We start from the raw sequence: 17,892 nt of genomic DNA, 5'->3' as shown, positions 1-17,892 counted from the left end.
CACATGGAACAATTTTCTAATATTAGGAGTTGATTCTGTTGATAAACCGTGTCATTTTGGTAGGTCGTTTAACGAAGGATCCTGATCTCCGCTATACTCCAAACGGTGTTCCTGTTGCAACCTTTACATTAGCAGTAAATCGTCCATTTTCTAACCAACAAGGTGAACGGGAAACAGATTTTATTAACTGTGTAGTTTGGCGACGCCAAGCGGAAAACGCAGCTAATTTTCTGAAAAAGGGCAATCTTGCTGGAGTAGATGGACGTATTCAAACTCGTAATTATGAAGGTCAGGATGGAAAACGTGTATATGTAACAGAAGTGTTGGCAGAAAGCGTACAATTCCTAGAGCCAAAAGGTGCATCTTCTGGCGAAAAAAGCAGCGGAAGCCAATATGGTGGTAATGATACTAATCCATTTGGCCAGGGGAATAACAACCAAAACCAGAATCAACGGAAGGATAGTAATTATACGAAAATAGATGATGATCCATTCAGCAGTAATGGACAAACCATTGATATTTCGGATGATGACCTTCCATTCTAACATTGATAATTCGAACGGAAAAAATATATATAATGAAAAGGAGTGAATAATATGGCAGGCGGACGCAGAGGCGGACGTGCAAAACGCCGTAAAGTTTGTTATTTCACAGCAAACGGCATTACGCACATCGACTATAAAGATGTAGATCTTCTTAAAAAGTTTATCTCTGAGCGTGGAAAAATTCTTCCACGTCGTGTAACTGGAACAAGCGCTAAGTACCAACGTAGATTGACTATCGCAATCAAACGTGCTCGTACTATGGCTCTTCTACCATTCGTAGCAGAGGAAAAATAAGATTTTACAAACAAGAAACGGAAAGGATACTCCTTTCCGTTTTTTAATTGTATTTAGGGAATGAAAATGAAAATAAAGATCCTATAATTAAGGGGGAAAGTTCAAAAAGGTAAACATTATTTTTGAATACTATTTAAAAATAGTAAATACTTTGAATTGAGTGTCTTGTTTTTTGTTTGTCATATTATTTATACTATATAATATTCTTTATTTTTATTTTTAGTTTTAAACAGATACAATGAAGGGTATTAATTCTTCGCTGCGTGAAGGTAATTTATTACCATGTTGGTCATAATGGAGTTTTATCAAGTATAATGATAAGTAATACATAAATTGATCCACTTTGTTTAGGAGCTGAATCTATGCCATCTTATTTAAACAGGCAAGTGATCCGTTATCCCATCTATGCATTATTGGTTGTATCTTTAGTGATTATCGGAGTTCTTGCTTATTATAATTGGGTATTTGCGATAGTAGCTTCTTTGCTTTTTGGCTTGTTTTTCTTTCTAATATTAAAAATCGAATTTGGGATACAAAGAGAAACGGAAATCTATATTTCCACTCTCTCCTATCGATTAAAAAAAGTAGGGGAAGAAGCTCTTTTAGAAATGCCAATTGGTATTCTGCTTTTCAATGAGGAATATGTAATTGAATGGACCAACCCCTATTTGGCAAGATGCCTACAGGAAGATACACTGGTTGGTAAGGATTTATCTGAGGTTGCTGAATCTTTGATACCTTTGGTGAAAAGAGAAGAAAGCGAAGATATTATAGCAATTTATACCCGCAATTTTCGAATCGTTCATAAACCGGAGGAGAGATTATTATATTTCTTTGACGTTACGGAACAAACAGAAATTGAAAAAATGTACGAAGAGGAACGAACCGTTATCGGTATTATTTATTTGGATAATTATGATGATGTGACACAAGGAATGGATGACCAACGTAAAAGTAGCTTAAATAGTTTTGTAACCTCTTTATTAAATAATTGGGCTAAAGATTATGGAGTATTTTTAAAGAGAATTTCATCTGATCGCTTTATTGCTATTTTTAGCGAAAGCATACTGGATCAATTGGAAAAAACAAAGTTCTCCATATTAGATGATGTGCGGGAAACGACAGCCAAACAAAACGTACCTTTAACTCTCAGTATTGGAGTGGGCAGTGGAGTTTCTGCTTTACCTGATCTTGGAAGTATCGCTCAATCAAGCTTGGATCTGGCCTTGGGAAGAGGCGGAGATCAGGTTGCTATAAAGCTTCCGAATGGTAAGGTGAAATTCTATGGCGGAAAAACAAACCCTATGGAGAAACGAACAAGGGTACGTGCACGAGTTATCTCACATGCATTGCGGGATTTAATTGCTGATAGTGATAAAGTTATTATCATGGGTCATAAATTCCCTGATATGGATGCTATAGGATCTTCATTGGGGATATTGAAAATTGCTGAAATGAATAATCGTGAAGGTTATATTATTCTTGATAGAAATGAGCTGGACTCCAGTGTTAAACGACTTCTTTCTGAAGTGAAGCAAAAGCCTGAATTAGATTCCAGGTTCATCTCGCCTGAAAGTGGTGTTGAGTTAGTAACCGACAAAACATTACTGGTTATCGTAGATACACATAAACCAAGCATGGTTATTGAGGAAAGACTGGTCTCCCGAACAGAAAAAATTGTCGTGATTGACCACCATAGACGCGGTGAAGAGTTTATTGATAACTCTCTCCTTGTTTATATGGAGCCATACGCATCATCAACAGCTGAATTAGTAACCGAGCTAATTGAGTATCAGCCGAAGCGTGTAAGGGTGGGTATGCTGGAAGCAACCGCTTTGTTGGCAGGTATCATAGTAGACACAAAATCTTTTACCTTTAGAACAGGTTCCAGAACGTTCGATGCAGCTTCATTTTTAAGAGGACATGGTGCGGATACAGTTCTGGTGCAAAAGCTTCTTAAAGAAGATGTGGCGACTTACTTGAAACGTGCGAAGCTGATAGAAGATGTTTATTTGTATCGTGATGGGATTGCCATCGCCCATGGTGAGATTGATGACTTTGCAGATCAGGTTTTAATTGCCCAGGCTGCCGATACATTGTTAACAATGGATGGAGTAATTGCATCATTTGTTTTATCAAAAAAATCAGAAACAACCATTGGTATCAGTGCAAGGTCTCTCGGTGACATAAATGTTCAAGTTATTATGGAACGCTTAGGAGGCGGAGGGCATTTAACAAATGCGGCAACGCAACTGGATGAAAAATCAATAGAAAAAGCAGAAGAAATGCTAAAAAATGCTATTGATGAGCTATATGAAGGAGGCACAAGTACATGAGAGTAATATTTTTAAAAGATGTTAAAGGAAAAGGCAAAAAAGGTGAAATTAAAAATGTCGCAGATGGATATGCACATAATTTCCTTTTGAAACAAGGATTAGCAGTAGAAGCAACTGGTGGCAGTATAAAAGCATTGGAAAATCAGAAAAATAAAGAGAAGCAACTGGCAGCTGAAGAATTAGAGAATGCAAAAAAATTAAAAGTGCAATTAGAAAAGCTTACAATTGATTTGAAGGTTAAAACTGGCGAGGGCGGCAGAATATTTGGTTCAATCACCAGCAAACAAATTGCTGATGAATTGGAAAAACAACATAAGCATAAAATTGATAAACGCAAGATTGAGTTAGAGGATGCGATTCGTTCACTTGGTTACACAAAGGTTCCAGTTAAGCTTCATCATGAGGTAACTGCAACATTAAATGTCCATGTAAAAGAACAATAGAAGAATATTTCTCGGGAAATAATTTTATTAAAAAAGTGATGAAAGGCTTTCTAGCTGATTTCATCACTTTTTTTTAGTATGATAGAACTTACAAATATGGACGGAAAAAAATTTCCTATACCTATTCTCATCATTTCCATATACAATAGAAGAGCAATCCATTCTATTTGATGAGATAAATACACGATTACGTTTAACTATATAAAGGGGGTTTGCCGAATGAATGAGCTCTTTACTGATTTGGTTCCACCACAAAATGTTGAGGCGGAACAAGCGGTTTTAGGAGCAATTTTTCTTGTGCCTTCCTCTTTAATACTTGCTTCTGAGATTTTAATCCCAGAGGATTTTTATAGAAGTGCACATCAAAAAATCTTCCTTGTTATGTTGAAGCTAAATGATAAAGGAAAAGCTGTTGATTTACTTACAGTAACAGAGGAACTAAGTGCAACAAAGCAACTTGAAGAGGTTGGGGGAGTTCCCTACTTAACTGAATTGGCTGCATCTGTACCTACAGCTGCCAATATAGAGTATTATGCCCGAATTGTTGAAGAAAAGTCGGTCTTGCGGAGATTAATTAATACAGCAACCGGCATTGTGCAGGATGGATATTCCCGTGAAGATGAAGTGGAAAATCTTTTGGGTGAAGCGGAAAAAAGTATCATGGAGGTTGCCTCTCGTAAAAATGCAGGAGCCTTCCATAATATTAAGGACGTTTTAGTTCGTACTTACGATAATATTGAATTGCTGCATAACCGCGTTGGGGATGTGACCGGAATCCCTACAGGCTTTAGTGATTTAGATCGAATGACGGCAGGCTTTCAGCGAAATGATCTGATTATCGTAGCAGCCCGTCCCTCAGTTGGTAAGACAGCATTTGCCCTTAATATTGCCCAAAATGTCGCTACAAAAACTGATGAAAATGTAGCGATTTTCAGCTTGGAGATGGGTGCAGAGCAATTGGTTATGCGTATGCTTTGTGCGGAGGGCAATATTAATGCTCAAAACCTCAGAACAGGTTCCCTGACAGATGAAGACTGGCGCAAATTGACGTTAGCGATGGGCAGCTTATCAAATACAGGAATTTATATTGATGATACTCCAGGTATCAGAATTAGTGAGATTCGCTCAAAATGCCGGCGTTTAAAACAAGAACATGGCCTTGGTATGATTTTGATTGATTATCTTCAGCTTATTCAGGGAAATGGAAGATCAGGAGAAAACAGACAGCAGGAAGTATCGGAAATCTCCCGTTCCCTTAAAGCTCTTGCAAGGGAGCTTGAGGTTCCAGTGATTGCCCTTTCTCAGCTTTCCCGGGGTGTTGAGCAGCGTCAGGATAAGCGTCCGATGATGTCCGATATTCGTGAGTCAGGAAGTATTGAGCAAGATGCTGATATTGTAGCTTTCCTCTACAGGGAGGACTACTATGATAAAGAAACAGAAAACCAGAATGTGATCGAAATCATCATTGCGAAACAGAGGAATGGCCCAGTTGGAACGGTTCAGCTGGCATTCGTAAAAGAATATAATAAGTTCGTCAACTTAGAACGAAGATTCCAGGATGATGCTATCCCGTCTGGAGCATAATATGTAAAAGACCCACCTTAAATTGGTGGGCTTATTTATTTTCCTATACACGAACATATATTGGAACTATTATATAAATGTTCGTGTTTAACTTGAAATTACCGGTTATAATTGATACACTTAATTTGTTTGTAAGCCAAATGCAAGATGTTGGTAAATTAGTGGAGGTGTACAGAATGTCTTCAGTCGTAGTAGTAGGTACACAATGGGGAGACGAAGGTAAAGGAAAGATTACTGATTTCCTTTCAGAAAATGCAGAAGTGATTGCCAGATATCAAGGCGGAAATAATGCAGGACATACAATAAAATTTAATGGTGAAACATATAAACTCCATTTGATTCCCTCAGGTATTTTCTATAAGGATAAAATATCTGTAATCGGTAATGGTATGGTCGTTGATCCAAAAGCACTTATTAAAGAGCTATCTTATCTGCACGATCGCGGAGTGTCCACAGATAATTTACGTATCAGCAACAGAGCTCATGTAATTCTTCCGTATCATCTGAAACTGGATGAGGTAGAAGAAGAGAGAAAAGGAAATAATAAAATAGGTACTACTAAAAAGGGTATTGGACCAGCTTATATGGATAAAGCGGCACGTATCGGAATCCGAATTGCCGATTTATTAGATAAAGAAGTATTCGAAGAGAAACTGAAAAGAAATCTGGAAGAGAAAAACAGAATGCTGGAACTTTTCTATGAAACAGAAGGCTTTACGATGGATGATTTCTTTGAAGATTATTATGAATATGGTCAGCAAATTAAACAATATGTATGTGATACCTCTGTTGTATTAAATGATGCTTTAGATGAAGGACGCCGTGTTTTATTTGAAGGTGCACAAGGGGTAATGCTTGATATTGATCAAGGTACTTATCCATTTGTAACATCATCCAACCCAGTTGCAGGTGGCGTTACAATCGGTTCCGGAGTCGGGCCATCTAAAATTAATCATGTGGTGGGTGTGTGTAAAGCATACACAACACGTGTAGGAGATGGACCATTCCCAACTGAACTTGATGACGAAATCGGCAATCAAATTCGTGAAGTGGGAAGAGAGTATGGCACTACTACGGGCCGTCCAAGAAGGGTAGGCTGGTTTGATAGTGTGGTAGTTCGCCATGCACGCCGTGTCAGTGGAATCACAGATCTTTCTCTTAACTCAATTGATGTTTTAACAGGCATCGAGACATTAAAAATATGTGTTGCTTATCGACACAAGGGAAAAGTAATGGAGGAATTCCCAGCGAGTCTTAAAGTATTGGCAGAATGTGAACCAATCTATGAAGAGCTTCCAGGTTGGACAGAAGATATCACGGGAGTGAAGACATTGTCTGAGCTGCCAGCTAATGCAAGGACCTATTTAGAAAGGGTATCCCAATTATCCGGTATTCCATTATCGATCTTTTCGGTAGGACCAGATCGCAATCAAACGAATATATTACGCAACCCATACGGTATATAAAAAACTGGCTGACAGACAAAATGTTTGTCAGCCTTTTACTAAATGAATCACTTGTGCTCTGGATTTAATATAAAACATTTCAGGATTAGATATGAGTCTAATCCTTTTTAGTATACAAGATTGCCTATATCTGGGATTTTATTTTTAAAAGATGACCTGTTTTAATAGAAATGGTAAAGTAGGTTTAAGAGAGTCTAACAACAAAGTGACATTCTGATGACGTTCATATATATATTTTATTATGAAAAGGGAGAAACAGACTATGGATAAAAAGATATTAGTTGTAGACGATGAAAAACCCATTGCAGATATATTACAGTTTAATTTAAAAAAAGAGGGGTTTGAGGTGCATTGTGCCTATGATGGTAATGATGCCATTAGACTGGTAGAAGAGCTGCAGCCAGATTTGATTTTATTAGATATCATGCTTCCTCAACAGGACGGAATGGAAGTTTGCAGAGAAGTGCGCAAAAAATATGACATGCCAATTATTATGTTGACGGCAAAAGATTCTGAAATAGATAAAGTGTTGGGTCTTGAGTTAGGTGCAGACGACTATGTGACAAAGCCTTTCAGTACCCGTGAATTAATTGCGCGTGTTAAAGCAAATTTACGCCGGCAGAAGCATGCTGCAAATCAGCAGGAAGATAACACGGAAACAAATGAAATTACGATTGGCCATCTGGTTATACACCCTGATTCCTATATGGTATCCAAAAGGGGAGAAACCATAGAATTAACTCACAGGGAATTTGAGTTACTCTTTTATCTGGCTAAACATATTGGCCAGGTAATGACAAGGGAGCACCTTCTGCAGACAGTATGGGGATATGATTACTATGGGGATGTAAGAACAGTCGATGTAACGGTTAGACGCCTACGCGAGAAAATAGAAGATAATCCAAGTCATCCTGCATGGATTGTTACTAGAAGAGGAGTTGGATACTACCTCCGTCATCCTGAACAGGAGTAAAAGTTATGAGAAAAGTAGGTTTCTTCAAATCGATTTATTTTAAGTTTGTGCTAATTTATGTGCTACTTATATTAGTTGCCATGCAAATTATTGGGGTTTATTTTGCACAGGGGCTCGAACAGCAGCTATTGGATAATTTTAAGAGTTCCATCCAGGAACGGGTAACCATACTATCCTATAGCTTGGAGAAAGAAATAACTGAAACTCGTAAAGTAGAAGACCCTACCTTAATAGAAGATATTAAGACAACGTTAGAGGGATATTCATCCGGCGATATTACGGAGATACGGGTAATGGATCAGGACTCAAAAATCATCGGAACGTCTGATCCGGAAAAGCAGAATATAATCGGGAGCCGTTCGACTGAAAAGTTAGTCATTAGTGCATTTAATCAGGGAACTCCCCAAAAGGAAATCAGATTTGACCCACAGACAGGAAAAAGGATCCTTATTTGGTCTGAACCTATCGTAAGTGACGGGCAAATTATTGGTAATTTATACCTGAACACGAAAATAGAAAATGTCTATGCTCAATTAAAACAAATTAACACCATAATGGCGAAGGGAACCATTATATCTCTTGTGGTGACTGCCTTTTTGGGAATATTACTGGCACAGACAATAACAAGGCCAATATCCGATATGCGTAAGCAGGCATTAGCTATGTCACGTGGTAACTTTTCTAGAAAAGTTAAGATATATGGATATGATGAAATTGGTCAATTGGCGATTACATTTAATAATTTGACGAAAAAGCTTCAGGATGCACAGGCGACAACCGACGCAGAGAAAAGGAAGCTGTCTTCTGTGTTGACTAATATGACAGATGGCGTACTTACAACGGATCGCAGAGGCCGGGTTATCTTGATTAATGATACGGCATTGTCTATGTTGAAGGTTTCACGTGAAACATCTTTATCAAAGCCAATCACAGAGGTTTTAGGGTTAGAGGACACATATACCTTTGAGCAATTACTGAGCGAGAAAGAGTCCATTATCCTTAACTACAGTAATGAAAAGAAATTACTTTATTTAAGAGCGAACTTCTCAGTTATTCAAAGAGAGACAGGATTTATTAATGGATTAATTGTCGTTCTTCATGATATCACGGAGCAGGAAAAGATAGATGAGGAAAGAAGAGAATTTGTGGCGAACGTTTCACACGAATTGAGAACGCCGCTGACGACGATGAGAAGTTATTTGGAGGCTTTGGCAGATGGCGCTATAGATGATAAAGAGCTGGCTCCACGTTTTCTGAATATAGCTCAGACTGAAACAGAGCGTATGATTAGATTGGTCAATGATCTCTTGCAGCTTTCAAAGCTGGATAATACAGATTATAATCTATCCACAACTTGGGTTGACTTTGGCCGCTATTTCCACAGAATTATTGACCGGTTTGAGATGTCCAAATCAAGAAATGTAACCTTTAATCGTTTAATTCCATCTGAGCCAATAGGCGTTGAAATAGATGAAGATAAAATCACTCAGGTGCTAGATAATATCATCTCTAATGCATTGAAATATTCACCTGAGGGTGGCCAGATTACTTTTAAGCTGCAAGTAATCGGCCAATTTGTTGAGATCAGTGTTAGAGATGAAGGAATGGGAATACCGAAAGAGAATGTTGCAAAGATTTTTGAAAGATTCTATCGCGTAGATAAAGCAAGATCAAGAAAAATGGGCGGAACAGGCTTAGGCCTTGCTATTGCAAAAGAAATGATTGAAGCACATAAAGGGCATATTTGGGCCTCCAGTGAGGAAGGGAAAGGGACAACCATATTCTTTACCCTCCCATATGAAACATTACAAGAGGATGATTGGGAATGAGCTGGGAAGGATTAAAAAATATCTTATTGGTGTCCCTCATTTTGATAAGCGGTTTACTGACGTGGTCCTATTGGTTTTACCAGCCAAGCTATGATGTTGTGGAAAAAAATAATTATGTACAGGAAAAAATCTTTAGTAATCTTGAACCAGATGAAGTCGTAAAGCCTACAAAAATGATTTATCATAAAGACGGTTTATACTATGGCTCTAACTCTGAGGATATGATTGCACTTGCAACAAGTTCCTTAAAAAAGTGGAATTTATTTAACTTTCATGATCAATCAATAAAGTATAAAAATGCCTCAGATATCCAGAAGTTTAGCGAGAAGGATGGTATCATTGAATTAATTTTTAATGATATCGTCCCTCTGTCTTTTTATAAAAACCATTTAAAAATAGAAGACGATGAGGTGCCGGATGTCAGTTTTGACCGTATCCTTATTCATACTGATGGTGATTCTATTTACTTTGTTTCCAATAAAAAGAAAACAGTACTAGAAGCATCAGTTGACAGAAGTTTGGTTGAAATCTTTAAAAAAGAGTTTGCCAGAGTGGATATGTTGCAGCCATATAAAAAGGTGAAACTTTCAGAAACTAACTTCTTCCTTGTTCCTGCTGGGCAAATAAAGGTAAATGGGTATGATTTTCTGATTAAAACTGCCGATGTGAACAGCTTTAAAGAAGCACTGTTTATCAGACCAAGCAGTGTTAAACAAGAAGGCGATATCTATACGGATGGATTGAGTATATTGAAAAAGAACTCAAAAACGTCAATGATTGAATATAAAAACCTTGTTGTCGGAGCAAAAGAAGAGACAGCGATGGAGACTCATATCTTGCAAAGGAGTATTGAATTTATCAATAACCATGCAGGTTGGGATCTACGCCATCGTTATGCGTCAATGGATGAGAATACTCGTGAAGTCTCTTTTCAATTATATATGAATGGTATTCCGGTATTTAATGAAGAGGGAATGACTGAAATCAATGTGGAATATGGGACTCAAAATGTTAAGAAATATGAAAGGTCTTATGTTAATCTAGCTGATGATCCATTGGATCAAAAAGAGGTTACACTTCCTTCTGCAGATGAAGCTTTAAAGGCCTTTAAGGCTGAAAAGAGTAAACAATATGATGCAGATAAGCTTACGGATATGACTGTTGGATATAGAATGATTCAGTATGATAACTCAGGCACGACTCTTTTAGAATTAAAACCTGTCTGGTACTATCGTTATGATGGGAATTGGATGGAGATATCCGAAGACTATATAGGAGGAATTATGGATGGATTGGAATAATACAAAAAGTTTATTTATTGTTGTGTTTCTTATCCTGGATGTATTCCTCTTATATCAATTCCTCGATTTTAGGGCAGCAAAACTTGAAATCAATAAGGAATCAACCATCGAAGAAAGGCTAAAGGCTGAGGGAATCACTTATCATGTGGGTACTCAGGAAAGACTTAGGGAAAAGACGATCAGTGCCAAGCCTAAAGAATTCAGTAAAGAGGAACTAGATGTTCTTAAAGATCAAACCGTTATCATTGATAATAAAAGAACGATTCGATCGACGCTTAATAAACCAATCCCAATTGGTTCCGGTGAAGGGAAATATTTTGAGCTTGAAAGTTTCATTGATAAAAATATATATTCAGGCAGTGAGTATAAATTTTGGCGTAAAGAGGATGGCAAAATAACCTATTACCAAACCTATAAGGGCCGTTTGCTTTTCAATAATAAAAACGGAGCCTTAGTTTTTATGATGAATGACAAGAATGAAGTGGTTTCTTATGTTCAAACCCTTCTTGACGATATTGAGGAATTTAATGAAAATCAAGAAATTAATCCTCCTATTCAAGCCGTGGAAAGTTTATTGAATGGAGGATATTTATCACAAGGCAGTGAAGTTTCAAAGGGAGAACTTGGTTTTTATACCTTAATAGAGGTATCTGAATCAAAAGTGTTGGTCCTAGTGCCAACATGGCATTTTACAGTAAACAAACAAGAGGATTATTTCGTTAAGGGCATAGAAGGACAAGTGCTGAATACGGAAGAAGGTAATGTAACGGAGTGATGGAGAATGTCGATGAAATTTAGCGTTCTGGCCAGTGGAAGCACAGGAAATTCACTCTATGTAGAGTCAGGAGAACATTCCTTCCTAGTGGACGCTGGTTTAAGCGGCAAAAAAATGACCGAGCTATTAAATAAAATTAATAAAAAACCTGAAGATTTAGCAGGGATTTTTGTAACACATGAGCACAGTGATCATATTAAAGGACTCGGGATCCTGGCTCGTAAATATCAGTTGCCTATTTATGCAAATGCCAATACATGGAGAGCGATGGATGGGTTAATTGGAGAAATTCCTACAGATTTAAAATTTGAATTTGGTATGGAAACCGTTAAATCATTTGGCAATCTTGATGTAGAGTCTTTTGGTGTTTCGCACGATGCTGCAGAGCCCATGTTTTATGTGTTTCATCAGGATGGAAAAAAGCTGGTGACTATTACAGATACAGGATATGTTAGTGATCGAATGAAAGGCATTATTAAAAATGCGGATATATATATTTTTGAAAGCAATCATGATGTAAGTATGCTTCGTATGGGGAGATATCCCTGGAGCGTGAAACGGCGTATTCTAAGTGATGTAGGGCATGTTTGCAATGAAGATGCGGCCATTGCCATGAGTGAAGTGGCTGGTGACCGGACGAGGAGTTTTTATCTTGCCCATTTAAGTAAAGACAATAATATGAAGGATCTGGCGCGTATGTCAGTCAGCCAAACACTAGAAACAAAAGGGATCAAAGTGGGTGAACAATTTAGCCTGTATGATACAGATCCAAGTGAGCCAACCGAATTAATACATGTTTAACAGAGGGTGTTTCCTCTGTTATTTTTTTTGGTATTATATATACTATTGGTAAAGGTTGGAGAATATCCATAAGATTGAAATCATTTCTTTAAACGCTGTGACAAGAGTGTTCCTTTCGTTTCCGTTTGTGTTTATAAAATGGAAAACGACAAATACTAGATAGGTATATAAGTAATTAGTGAAGGGAATGTTGGATATTGGGCTATTATGATCAAGATGATAATCAGTCAGAACAACGGCAGAATAAGCGGGAAGGCAGTAAAGCGGGTTATTTTCTTTCCGGTTTAATTGGTTCTATTATTGGTGCATTATTGGTCCTTTTAATAACGGGTAACATGAATAATAATGGTTTTAATCAGAACACCCATACAAATAATAGGAATGAATCCTCGAAAATGACCCAAAATGTATCTATGGATGTAACGACTGATGTGACCAAGGCTGTTGAAAAAACGGGAGATGCAGTAATAGGAATTACGAATATCCAAGGCTCTAATTTTTTTAATGAAACCCAGGAAGCAGGCACAGGCTCAGGAGTCATTTATAAAAAGGAAAATGGAAAAGCGTTTATTGTAACGAATAATCACGTGGTAGAGGGTGCATCTTCTTTAGAAGTAACACTCGCTGATGGAATAAAAACACAAGCAACATCCCTAGGCAGCGATATATGGACAGATTTAGCTGTCATCCAAATCGCTGATAAAGGTATTGATACAGTTGCTGACTTTGGAGATTCTGATAAATTAAAGGTTGGAGAACCCGTCATTGCAATCGGGAATCCATTGGGGTTAAATTTCTCCGGTTCCGTGACTCAAGGAATTATCTCAGGTTTGAACAGGACGATCCCGATTGATGTGAACTCGGATGGCGTGGAGGACTGGAATGCGGAGGTACTCCAAACAGATGCTGCCATTAACCCAGGAAACAGCGGGGGAGCGTTGGTTAATATAAGCGGCCAGGTAATTGGGATAAACTCGATGAAAATCGCAGAGTCTTCTGTTGAGGGAATTGGTTTATCCATTCCAATCAATTATGCCATACCAATCATTGAGGATTTAGAGACGCATGGGAAAGTGAAACGTGCTTATATGGGAACGAGCCTTCGCTCTTTAAATGAAGTAACTAACTATCAGCGGCAAGAGACGCTGAAATTGCCTGCTGATGTTACAGAAGGCGTGGTCATTACAAGTGTTGAAACAGGTTCTCCAGCTGCTAAAGCTGGTCTAAAGGAATATGATGTCATTGTAGAGCTGGATGGCAAGAAAATCGCTAATGTTCCTGAACTTCGTAAACACTTGTATGTGAACAAGCAGATTGGTGATAAAATGAAAGTTACGTACTTTAGGAATGGGAAAAAAGCGACAACCGAAATGACATTGATTGAAGCCCAAATGTGATATAGTAAGGTGTGGAAGCAGGGGATTCTATAATTCCCTGCTTTAAATATGAGGTTCTGTACTGTTTTAGGAATTTATCAAAGACAACAATAGAAATGGAGAATAGATATGAAAATTTATTGCTGTAAAGAACACGTAGAAATTGGACTGGATACAATTGTGGATGAGGCTGAAGTCCCTCCTTTTATAAATGAGATTTCAGAGGTAGAAAATAAAGAAGTTACTAACAATTCTAAGGAATTCACCTGTGAATACTGTGGACAACCAGCTATATATATTGTGGCGAACTAATATTCGGGCACAATATGTGGATACAGGTTGTGCATATGTGGATAACTCCTGTGGATAAATTGTTTGTAAAGTGAGGGTAACATGTGAATATCTCAATTATAACTGTAGGTAAATTGAAGGAGAAATATTTAAAACAGGGAATCGAAGAATATGTAAAAAGATTATCGGCCTATGCCAAAATAGATGTTATTGAAATTCCTGATGAGAAAGCACCTGAAACATTAAGTGAGATGGAGATGCTGCAGGTCAAAGGAAAAGAAGGAGAACGAATCCTTGCAAAAATTTCTGATGATACCCATGTCATTGCTCTCGCTATAGAGGGAAAAATGAAATCATCGGAGGAACTCGCAGATACGATAGACAAACTCGCCACCTACGGAAAAAGTAAGGTAGCCTTTGTTATTGGGGGATCGCTTGGCTTAAGTGCTGATGTGATGAAACGTGCCAATGATACCTTGTCCTTCTCAAAAATGACTTTTCCCCATCAATTGATGAGATTGATCCTGGTGGAGCAGATTTATAGGGCTTTTCGGATTAATCGTGGGGAACCGTACCATAAGTAAGCTGTTTTATCTTAATATGCTTTCCATGTTGAACATAGATGAAAAGAAGCGTAATTATAGTAAAAGACCATTGTCTTCCTTTAGTATAAAAATTGTTTTGCATATGGCAGTTAAGGAATTAAGAAGAGTTACAAAAAGGTAATTTGTTTTTGGATCGCCCCTAGTTTTTTTCAGAAAATATAGATTACAATTTCTGTCCTAATTTAATGATATAGTAGAAAAATAAAATATACGTTAGAGGGACAGTTATGAAAAGGAAATGGATGTTACGCTGGGCTTTTTTTATTTTGGGATTAATGGTATTAGCATTTGGTATATCGCTAACAATCAAAGGAAAGTTTTTAGGGATTGGACCGTGGGATGTATTTCATTATGGACTATTTACTAAATTCGGATTTACTATTGGGACTTGGTCGATTATAAGTGGATTATTGCTTTTGTTCATCAGTTCAGCTTTCAATAAAGCATGGCCACAAATAGGGTCATTCCTGAATATGATGTTGCTTGGATTATTTATTGATCTTTTTAATTGGATGATACCTAGTATTGATAATTTGATAGGAGCAACAATTGCCTTTATCATAGGTGTTGGTTTAATGGGATATGGTATTGGATTGTATGTTTCTGCTGATCTTGGAGCAGGACCTAGAGATAGCTTTATGTTTTTAATTGTTGAAAAAATGGGCTGGAGTATCCCATTGGTCAGAAATGGAATTGAAGTAATCGTTTTTCTCGTTGGTTGGATGTTAGGAGGTCCTGTTGGTGTTGGAACTGTGCTCATTGCGTTTGGGTTGGGTCCAATTTTGGGATTTTCTATTCCTCAATGTAAGAAGCTGATAGCCTATTTCCTTGATCAAAAGGATCATCTACTAACTTCTTGAGTATATAAATAGAAGGATTTTTGCATAAAGGAATTTAGCAACTTTAGTACCGGATTGTTAAAGTGATACCATTGAAAGATATGGATCACACATTGTCTTACAAAATTTAAATCAAGCAAAAAGGATGTCTGGCTTTAAGAGACATCCTTTTTGTATATGTCTAACTTAATAGGTATTGAATTTTGTTATATCTTTGTTCAAACTACTCAAAGCCATATCAGATAAAGACACAATTAGGTTAAAAGCCCTCATGATATATGATTAAAAGATATGTTAGATAACTCCCTGTGCAATCATGGCATCGGCTACTTTTTTAAAGCCTGCAATATTTGCGCCAACAACCAGATTGCCTGGGTTACCAAAGTCCTCAGCAGCATTGACGCTGCCTTTATAAATGTTAGTCATAATATCCTGCAATTTTGCATCGACTTCTTCAAATGTCCAGGATAATCGAGCGCTGTTTTGTGCCATTTCTAAGGCAGAAACTGCTACACCACCTGCATTGGCGGCTTTTGCTGGACCAAAGAGGATATGGTTATTCAAAAACACTTCAATAGCTTCAGAGGTAGATGGCATATTAGCGCCTTCCCCGATGGCTTTTAATCCATTTGCAACCAGCATTTCCGCTGATTTTTTGTTAATTTCATTTTGTGTGGCACATGGCAAGGCAATGTCACATGAGATGGACCAAATACCTGAGCATCCTTCCGTATATTGTGCATGTGGATGTTCTTCTATATAGGCCGATATTCTTTTTCTTTCAACTTCCTTTAGACGTTTTACGGTTTCTAGGTTAATACCGTTTGGATCAAAAATATAGCCGTCAGAATCACTGCAGGCGACAACTTTTGCACCTAGTTGTGCAGCTTTTTCGATTGCATAGATGGCAACATTACCTGAACCGGATACCACAACTGTACTTCCTTTAAAGCTAAGGCCTTGTTCTTTAAGCATTTCTTGTACAAAGTAAACAGTACCATATCCAGTAGCTTCGGTTCGAGTTAAGCTTCCTCCGTATCCAAGTCCTTTTCCTGTCAGGATACCCGCCTCATAGCCACCGCGTATTCTCTTGTACTGACCGAACAGAAATCCAATTTCTCTGGCCCCAACGCCAATATCTCCAGCTGGTACATCTATATCCGGTCCGATATGTCTGCTCAATTCCGTCATAAAGCTTTGAGTAAATCTCATGATTTCTCCATCAGATTTCCCTTTAGGATCGAAGTCGGCTCCACCTTTGCCTCCTCCAATCGGCTGACCGGTAAGAGCGTTTTTAAAAATCTGCTCAAAGCCGAGAAATTTAATAATACTTGCATTAACAGTGGGGTGGAATCTTAAGCCTCCTTTATAGGGTCCAATGGCGCTGTTATACTGTACACGGTATCCACGATTTATCTGCACCTTACCTTGGTCATCAACCCACGGAACTCGAAAGGTAATCAGTCTTTCTGGCTCTACAATTCTTTCAAGGATACTTTGTTCCATGTATTCTGGATGTCTAGCTAGTATAGGGACGAGTGAATCAAAGATTTCTTTAACAACCTGATGAAATTCCCTTTCATTAGGATTTCGCTTTTTGACTGTTTCAAATACTTCATTAACATAATTTTTCGCAGTGATCGTTTCGGTGTCTCTAAGCTCTGTCAATACAGTCATGCTGTTATAAGCCCTCCCTTAGGTGAACAGTAAATTAATATGTACATTTTAGTCTAATAGAGAAATGATATATTAAATTATCTGAGTTTTCAAATTTATAATATTATGAAGTTGCATTTATGGCTTTATACTTTGTTGAAAAAGGGGATTTCTTGGATTAATCTTAGGAAATCTGTTTATCCATATAACCCCATAAATGAATCTAGAGGGTCAATTGGTATGCCTGAAAAATAGATGTTAAATAGAGATTGGCATCTTATTAGGTAGGTTAGCGGAAGAAGAACATCCAAACAGAAGTAGTTATTTGGTAATTAGCTATTCATAATTCTGGTATAATACAAATATGGTAAAAAAAGGAGGCGAATTTTGCGAAAAATCATTAAAAAGATTAATGAACAAGATGAGTTCATTAGAGCCAGTATCTATATTTTTGGTGGATTTTCATTAGTGTTAATTGGGTATGGCATTGGTCGATTAGTTGGAATGATAGCGTTCTAAAACAATTTGTTTATAGCAAATTATAAGAGATAAAGGACCGATAAATGATTACAAGTAGATTGGATCTATATTGAGAAAAGGCATATACAGAAAAACCTACATCCCTCGAAATGTAGGTTTTTAGCATTGTTTATAGTAGGCAAGCCTTTTTTCACAAAGTAAGAGAGAATCAATGTGAGTACAGAGCATTCCAGTAGATTCGTTGATATATTAGTATACTTGTATGTGTTGTGCGGGAAACATCTAGTGGTTTAAGAGG

The 17,892-nt window shown here is 37.5% G+C and carries 17 protein-coding genes; 16 read left to right on the top strand and 1 reads right to left on the bottom strand.

Going from position 1 to position 17,892, the window contains the following annotated elements; translation table 11 throughout:
- Positions 1-38: 38 nt before the first annotated feature.
- The 15 genes from ssb to AC4G3K_RS13020 all read left to right on the top strand — a co-directional run bounded on the left by ssb (position 39) and on the right by AC4G3K_RS13020 (position 15,479).
- Complete coding sequence (ssb, locus tag AC4G3K_RS13090) at positions 39-545, top strand: single-stranded DNA-binding protein (protein ID WP_491077221.1); 507 nt, start codon at positions 39-41, stop codon at positions 543-545.
- A 51-nt stretch (positions 546-596) separates the two neighbouring features.
- Entirely contained in the window at positions 597-839 is a 243-nt protein-coding gene (rpsR, locus tag AC4G3K_RS13085) for a 30S ribosomal protein S18 (RefSeq protein WP_066109691.1), read from the top strand.
- Between the two features lie 362 nt (positions 840-1,201).
- Positions 1,202-3,175, top strand: coding sequence for a DHH family phosphoesterase (locus tag AC4G3K_RS13080; protein ID WP_491077222.1), 1,974 nt, complete (start codon positions 1,202-1,204; stop codon positions 3,173-3,175).
- Positions 3,172-3,618 (top strand): 50S ribosomal protein L9, encoded by a 447-nt coding sequence (rplI, locus tag AC4G3K_RS13075; RefSeq protein ID WP_491133568.1) that lies wholly within the window; start codon positions 3,172-3,174, stop codon positions 3,616-3,618. The genes AC4G3K_RS13080 and rplI overlap by 4 nt, the downstream gene beginning before the upstream one ends.
- Positions 3,619-3,837: 219 nt before the next feature.
- A complete protein-coding gene (gene dnaB, locus AC4G3K_RS13070) occupies positions 3,838-5,202 on the top strand; it encodes a replicative DNA helicase (RefSeq protein ID WP_491077224.1) in 1,365 nt (454 codons plus the stop codon).
- Between the two features lie 176 nt (positions 5,203-5,378).
- On the top strand, positions 5,379-6,668 hold the full coding sequence (locus AC4G3K_RS13065) for an adenylosuccinate synthase (RefSeq protein ID WP_491133567.1): 1,290 nt from the start codon (positions 5,379-5,381) through the stop codon (positions 6,666-6,668).
- 262 nt (positions 6,669-6,930) lie between these two features.
- Positions 6,931-7,641 carry a response regulator YycF gene (yycF, locus tag AC4G3K_RS13060; protein ID WP_491077226.1) on the top strand — a complete coding sequence of 237 codons (711 nt, stop codon included), beginning with the start codon at positions 6,931-6,933 and terminating at the stop codon, positions 7,639-7,641.
- A 5-nt stretch (positions 7,642-7,646) separates the two neighbouring features.
- The gene (gene walK / locus AC4G3K_RS13055; protein WP_491077227.1) at positions 7,647-9,470 is read left to right on the top strand and encodes a cell wall metabolism sensor histidine kinase WalK; all 1,824 of its coding nucleotides are present in this window, start codon (positions 7,647-7,649) and stop codon (positions 9,468-9,470) included.
- Positions 9,467-10,771: a YycH family regulatory protein gene (locus AC4G3K_RS13050; protein WP_491133566.1), complete on the top strand. Its 1,305-nt coding sequence runs from the start codon at positions 9,467-9,469 to the stop codon at positions 10,769-10,771. The genes walK and AC4G3K_RS13050 overlap by 4 nt, the downstream gene beginning before the upstream one ends.
- Positions 10,758-11,546, top strand: a complete 789-nt coding sequence (locus tag AC4G3K_RS13045) for a two-component system regulatory protein YycI (RefSeq protein WP_491077229.1) — start codon at positions 10,758-10,760, stop codon at positions 11,544-11,546. Before AC4G3K_RS13050 ends, AC4G3K_RS13045 begins: the two co-directional genes overlap by 14 nt.
- A gap of 6 nt (positions 11,547-11,552) precedes the next feature.
- Complete coding sequence (locus AC4G3K_RS13040; RefSeq protein WP_491133565.1) at positions 11,553-12,347, top strand: MBL fold metallo-hydrolase; 795 nt, start codon at positions 11,553-11,555, stop codon at positions 12,345-12,347.
- A gap of 197 nt (positions 12,348-12,544) precedes the next feature.
- The gene (locus AC4G3K_RS13035; protein WP_491133564.1) at positions 12,545-13,744 is read left to right on the top strand and encodes a S1C family serine protease; all 1,200 of its coding nucleotides are present in this window, start codon (positions 12,545-12,547) and stop codon (positions 13,742-13,744) included.
- A gap of 108 nt (positions 13,745-13,852) precedes the next feature.
- Positions 13,853-14,035 carry a CxxH/CxxC protein gene (locus tag AC4G3K_RS13030; protein WP_491077232.1) on the top strand — a complete coding sequence of 61 codons (183 nt, stop codon included), beginning with the start codon at positions 13,853-13,855 and terminating at the stop codon, positions 14,033-14,035.
- A gap of 83 nt (positions 14,036-14,118) precedes the next feature.
- Positions 14,119-14,598: a 23S rRNA (pseudouridine(1915)-N(3))-methyltransferase RlmH gene (gene rlmH, locus AC4G3K_RS13025; protein WP_491077233.1), complete on the top strand. Its 480-nt coding sequence runs from the start codon at positions 14,119-14,121 to the stop codon at positions 14,596-14,598.
- A gap of 248 nt (positions 14,599-14,846) precedes the next feature.
- Positions 14,847-15,479: a YczE/YyaS/YitT family protein gene (locus AC4G3K_RS13020; RefSeq protein ID WP_491077234.1), complete on the top strand. Its 633-nt coding sequence runs from the start codon at positions 14,847-14,849 to the stop codon at positions 15,477-15,479.
- A gap of 273 nt (positions 15,480-15,752) precedes the next feature.
- Here the strand turns inward: AC4G3K_RS13020 and gdhA are convergent, their stop codons facing one another.
- Positions 15,753-17,135 carry an NADP-specific glutamate dehydrogenase gene (gene gdhA, locus AC4G3K_RS13015; RefSeq protein WP_491077235.1) on the bottom strand — a complete coding sequence of 461 codons (1,383 nt, stop codon included), beginning with the start codon at positions 17,133-17,135 and terminating at the stop codon, positions 15,753-15,755.
- Between the two features lie 366 nt (positions 17,136-17,501).
- Here gdhA and AC4G3K_RS13010 point away from each other — a divergent pair, with 366 nt between their 5' ends.
- Complete coding sequence (locus tag AC4G3K_RS13010) at positions 17,502-17,633, top strand: hypothetical protein (protein WP_491133563.1); 132 nt, start codon at positions 17,502-17,504, stop codon at positions 17,631-17,633.
- Positions 17,634-17,892: the final 259 nt, after the last annotated feature.

The sequence above is a fragment of the Bacillus sp. z26 genome, from assembly GCF_058313635.1.
The sequence above is the reverse complement of the archived record's forward strand: the minus strand, read 5'-3'. Positions and strand labels throughout refer to the sequence as shown.

Bases quoted from the DNA above. Each gene is read 5' to 3' on its own strand.
- rpsR (WP_066109691.1), top strand. From the start codon at position 597: ATGGCAGGCGGACGCAGAGGCGGACGTGCAAAACGCCGTAAAGTTTGT.
- AC4G3K_RS13080 (WP_491077222.1), top strand. From the start codon at position 1,202: ATGCCATCTTATTTAAACAGGCAAGTGATCCGTTATCCCATCTATGCA.
- rplI (WP_491133568.1), top strand. From the start codon at position 3,172: ATGAGAGTAATATTTTTAAAAGATGTTAAAGGAAAAGGCAAAAAAGGT.
- dnaB (WP_491077224.1), top strand. From the start codon at position 3,838: ATGAATGAGCTCTTTACTGATTTGGTTCCACCACAAAATGTTGAGGCG.
- AC4G3K_RS13065 (WP_491133567.1), top strand. From the start codon at position 5,379: ATGTCTTCAGTCGTAGTAGTAGGTACACAATGGGGAGACGAAGGTAAA.
- yycF (WP_491077226.1), top strand. From the start codon at position 6,931: ATGGATAAAAAGATATTAGTTGTAGACGATGAAAAACCCATTGCAGAT.
- walK (WP_491077227.1), top strand. From the start codon at position 7,647: ATGAGAAAAGTAGGTTTCTTCAAATCGATTTATTTTAAGTTTGTGCTA.
- AC4G3K_RS13050 (WP_491133566.1), top strand. From the start codon at position 9,467: ATGAGCTGGGAAGGATTAAAAAATATCTTATTGGTGTCCCTCATTTTG.
- AC4G3K_RS13045 (WP_491077229.1), top strand. From the start codon at position 10,758: ATGGATTGGAATAATACAAAAAGTTTATTTATTGTTGTGTTTCTTATC.
- AC4G3K_RS13040 (WP_491133565.1), top strand. From the start codon at position 11,553: ATGTCGATGAAATTTAGCGTTCTGGCCAGTGGAAGCACAGGAAATTCA.
- AC4G3K_RS13030 (WP_491077232.1), top strand. From the start codon at position 13,853: ATGAAAATTTATTGCTGTAAAGAACACGTAGAAATTGGACTGGATACA.
- AC4G3K_RS13020 (WP_491077234.1), top strand. From the start codon at position 14,847: ATGAAAAGGAAATGGATGTTACGCTGGGCTTTTTTTATTTTGGGATTA.
- gdhA (WP_491077235.1), bottom strand. From the start codon at position 17,135: ATGACTGTATTGACAGAGCTTAGAGACACCGAAACGATCACTGCGAAA.